Source organism: Streptomyces sp. NPDC038200 (assembly GCF_055600785.1).
This window is the reverse complement of sequence record NZ_JBVJYH010000053.1, coordinates 1-4952: the sequence shown is the minus strand read 5'-3', so window position 1 is coordinate 4952 and position 4952 is coordinate 1. Positions and strand designations below refer to the sequence as shown.

The window sequence follows — 4952 nt, the reverse complement described above, 5'->3', positions numbered from 1 at the left end:
TCCAGCAACCGGAACAACGCCACCTCGAAGGCGAACAACCCCGCCTGCGCATACACCGTCCGCTCCAGCTCCGGACCACCCTCGGCGATCACCTCGGCCAACGGACGGTCCAGCACCGCGTCGAACGCCCCACACACCTCGGCGAACACCTCACCGAACACCGGATAAGCAGCGGCGAGTTCCCCACCCATCCCGGCCCGCTGCGCCCCCTGACCCGCGAACACGAACGCGGTCAGGCCGTCACGCGCGTGCAGCAGTGCCGGGTCCGTCAGCGCGGCGAGGAGTTCCTCGCGGTCGGTGCCGACGGCGACGGCGCCGTGCTCGAAGCGGGAGCGTGCGGTGGCCAGGCCGAGGCCGATGTCGGCCGGACGCGCCTCGGGGTGCTCGGTGACGAACGCACGCAGCCGCTCGACCTGCTCCCGCAGTGCGGCCTCGGAGCGTGCCGACAGCACCCAGGGCACGACGGGCGGGTCGGCCGGAGCCGGGGTCCCGGTCTCCTCGGGGGCCTCCTCCAGCACCACATGCGCGTTGGTGCCGGACACGCCGAACGAGGACACGCCCGCCCGGCGCGGCCGGCCCGCACGCGCCCACTCGCGTGTCTCGGTCAGCAGCTCGACCTCGCCCGCGGTCCAGTCGACCTCGGGGGACGGTGCGTCCACGTGGAGGGTGCGGGGCAGCACGCCGTGCCGCATCGCCTGGACCATCTTGATCACTCCGGCCACGCCGGCGGCTGCCTGGGTGTGCCCGATGTTGGACTTGACCGAGCCCAGCCACAGCGGCTCGTCCCGCTCCTGGCCGTAGGTGGCCAGCAGGGCCTGCGCCTCGATCGGGTCGCCCAGCCGGGTGCCGGTGCCGTGTGCCTCCACGGCGTCCACGTCGGCGGGCGCGAGCCCGGCACCGGCGAGGGCCTGCCGGATCACCCGCTGCTGCGAGGGACCGTTCGGCGCCGTCAGACCGTTCGACGCACCGTCCTGGTTGATCGCGGAGCCGCGGACGACGGCCAGCACCTTGTGGCCGTTGCGGCGGGCGTCCGACAGGCGCTCCACGAGGAGCATGCCGGCGCCCTCCGACCAGCCGGTGCCGTCGGCCGCCGCGGCGAAGGACTTGCAGCGGCCGTCCGCGGCCAGGCCGCGCTGGCGGGAGAAGTCGACGAAGACGTCGGGGGCGGACATGACGGTGACTCCGCCGGCCAGGGCCATGGAGCACTCGCCGTTGCGCAGCGCCTGGATCGCCCAGTGCAGGGCGACCAGCGACGCCGAGCACGCGGTGTCGACGGTGACCGCGGGGCCCTCCAGGCCGAGGACGTAGGCGATACGGCCCGACAGCACGCTGGCGGAGTTGCCGATGCCGACGTACCCCTCGGCGCTCTCGACGGTCCTTCGCACGAGCTGGGCGTAGTCCTGGCCGTTGGTTCCGAGGTAGACGCCGATGTCCGCGCGGCGCAGGGACTTCGGGTCGATGCCGGCGCGTTCGACGGCCTCCCAGGCGGTCTCCAGGGCGAGCCGCTGCTGCGGGTCCATGGCCAGCGCCTCACGCGGGCTGATACCGAAGAAGTCCGCGTCGAACCCGGCGACGTCCGCGAGGAAGCCGCCCTCCCGCACGTAGGACGTGCCCGCGTGCTCGGGGTCGGGGTGGTACAGGCCCGCGACGTCCCAGCCCCGGTCCTCCGGGAACGGGGAGAGCGCGTCGCGCTCGTCGGCGAGCAGCCGCCACAGGTCCTCGGGCGAGGTCACACCACCCGGGTAGCGGCAGGCCATGCCCACGATCGCGATGGGATCGTCGGCGGCGGGACGGGCGAGGGCCGGGGCCGTCTCCTCGGCGCGTTCGCCGAGCAGTCGCTCCAGCAGGTGCCCGGCCAGGGCCTGGGGGTCGGGGTGGTCGAACACGAGGGTCGCGGGCAGCCGCAGGCCGGTGGCGGCGGCCAGCCGGTTGCGCAGTTCGACGGCGGTCAGCGAGTCGAAGCCCAGCTCCTTGAACGCCCGGCCCGGGGCCACGGCGGTGTCGTCGCTGTGGCCGAGGACGACCGCGGCGTGCGAGCGGACGAGGGCGAGCAGGGTCCGTTCGCGTTCCGCGGCCGTGAGGCCGCCGAGCTTCCCGGCCAGGGTGTCCGGTCCCGCGTCCGCGGCGGCGGCGCGGCGGGCGGGTCCGCGGACCAGCCTGCGCATCAGCGCCGGTACGGCGGTCACCCCGGAGGCGAACGAGGTGAGGTCCAGCCAGGCGGGGACGAGGACCGGGACGGTACCGGAGGTGGCGCGGTCGAACAGGGCCAGCGCGTCGGGCGTGGGCAGCGGCACCACACCGTCGCGGGCCGCGCGCCGCAGGTCGGCGGTGCCCAGGTGGCCGGTCATCCCGCTGGCGTGCGCCCACAGGCCCCACACCTGGGAGGTGGCGGGCAGTCCCTGGGCGCGGCGGTGGGCCGCGAGCGCGTCCACGAAGGCGTTGCCGGCCGCGTAGTTGCCCTGTCCGGGCGCGCCGAAGAGGCCGGAGGTGGAGGAGAACAGCACGAAGACGGCCGGCCGGTGGGGGACGGTGAGTTCGTGCAGGTTCCAGGCGGCGTCGACCTTGGGGCGGAGTGCCGTGGCGAGCCGCTCGGGGGTCTGCGAGGCGATGACGCCGTCGTCCAGGACGCCCGCGGCGTGGACGACACCGGCAAGGGGGTGCCGCGCCGTGATCCGGTCGAGCAGTGCGGCCAGCTGGGTGCGGTCGGCGGCGTCGCAGGCGGCGACGGTCACCTCGGCGCCCAGGGCGCGGAGTTCGTCGGCGAGGGCGACGGCCTCGGGGGCCGCGTCGCCGCGCCGGCCGGCCAGGACGAGCCGGCGCACGCCGTGTGCGGTCACCAGGTGGCGGGCGCAGAGGGCGCCGAGCGTGCCGGTGCCGCCGGTCACGAGGACGACACCGTCGGACGGCCACGGGGCCGGACCGCTCGCGGGCTCGTCGGTGCGCGCGGCCCGGACCAGCCGGGGCGCGAGGACCCGGCCGGAGCGTACGGCGGTCTCGGGTTCGCCGGTGGCGAGAACGGCGGGCAGCTGCTGGAGTGCGTCGGGGCCGTCGACGTCGACCAGCACCAGCCGGCCGGGGTGTTCGGCGCGGGCGGAGCGGATCAGGCCCCACACGGGCGCGTGGGCGAGGTCGGTGACGTCCTCGTGCCCGACCGGGACCGCGCCGTGGGTGAGGACGACCAGCCGGGTGCCGGCCAGCCGCTCGTCGGCGAGCCACTCCTGGAGGACACTCAGCACGTGCCGGGTCGCGGCGTGGGCCGCGCCGGGGGTGTCGTCCGGCCGCTGCTGCCGGCACGGCAGCACGAGGGTGCCGGGCGGCGTCTCCAGGGCGGTGACGGCGGACAGGTCGGGGCAGGAGGGGTAGCCGGGCAGGGGGAGGTCGCCGAGTACGGCGATGCCTGCGACGTCGGCCGCGGGCAGCGGGACGGGGGTCCACTCGACCCGGTACAGCTCGTGGTCCCGGCCGGGTCCGGTCGTGGCCGGCGGGCGCAGGGTCACCGAGTCGACGGTGAGCACGGGGGCTCCGGTGTCGTCGGTGGCGTGCAGGCTGAAGGCGTCCGCTGCCGCGGCCACGGGGTGCAGCCGTATCCGCAGCCGGGTGGCGCCCACGGCGTGCAGGGTGACGCCGTGCCAGGCGCCGGGGACCAGGTCGGGGCCTACGGCCGCGAGGGCGTCGGCGAGCAGGGCGGGGTGTACGCCCCAGCCGCCGGCGGTCTCGTCGGTCAGCTCGACGGTCAGGTCGGTGTCCGCGTCCTGGGGCGCGGTGGCCGGGGCGGTGCCGGTGTGCGGCAGGAGGACGCCGCTGGCGTGCCGGGTCCAGGGCTGGTCGTCGCCGGCGTCGGCGGGCCGGGAGTGCACGGCGACCGGGCAGGTGCCGTCCTCGTGCGCCGCGCCCAGGGTGACCTGGAGGCGGAGGGCCGTGCCGGCGGTGTCGAGCGGTGCCTCCTCGGTCAGTTCGCCGAGCGTGCTGTCACCGGCCGCGTGCAGCGCGAGGTCGAGCACGGTGCCGGCCGGCAGCTCGGTGCCCGCCGGGACGCGTCCGGTGAACACCAGTCCGCCGGTGCCGGCGAGAGGGGTGACGGCACCGAGGAGCGGGTGGCCGGTGCCGGTGAGGCCGAGGCCGCCGGCGTCGGAGGCGACCGGGCCGCGGGGCCAGAAACGGCGGCGCTGGAAGGCGTAGGTGGGCAGGTCGACGTGGCGTCCGTCGGGGCAGGCCGCCGTCCAGTCGACGGGGACGCCCTGGACGGCGGCCTCGGCGAGCGAGGTGAGCAGGCGGCGCGGGCCGTCCTCGTCGCGGCGCAGGGTGCCGACGACGACGGCGGTCCGTTCGGCGGTCTCGGCGGTGTCCTGCACGGCGGCGGTCAGCACCGGGTGCGGGCTGATCTCGACGAACACGTCGTGGCCGGTGTGGAGCAGGTCGCGGACCACGGGGGCGAACCGTACGGGTTCGCGGAGGTTGCGGTACCAGTAGCCGGCGTCGAGCGGCGTCTCGCCGAGGGGTTCGCCGAGCAGCGTGGAGTGGAAGGCGAGGCCGGCCGTGCCGGGCCGCAGTCCGGCGAGCGCGTCGCGCAGGTCGGCTTCGAGGGACTCCACGTGGGCCGAGTGGGAGGCGTAGTCGACGGCGATGCGGCGCAGCCGTGTCCCGTCGGCCGACCAGGCGGCGATGATCTCGTCCAGGGCTTCGGGGTCGCCGCTGAGGACGACCGACGAGGGGCCGTTGAGCGCGGCGACCGAGACGCGGTCGGCCCAGGGGCCGAGCCGTTCCGTGACGGTGGTCTCGGGCAGGGCCACGGAGACCATGCCGCCCCGGCCGGCCAGCCGCTCGGCGATGAGCCGTGACCGCAGGGCGACGACGCGGGCACCGTCCGCCAGGGAGAGGGCCCCCGCCACGCACGCGGCGGCGATCTCACCCTGCGAATGCCCCACCACCGCCGACGGCTCGACACCGTACGC

Annotated in this window: 1 protein-coding gene; it reads right to left on the bottom strand. The window is 76.1% G+C overall.

From position 1 onward, the window contains the following. The coding region (locus ACZ7KF_RS41415; RefSeq protein WP_471087852.1) for an SDR family NAD(P)-dependent oxidoreductase at positions 1 to 4952 on the bottom strand (4952 nt) is incomplete at both ends.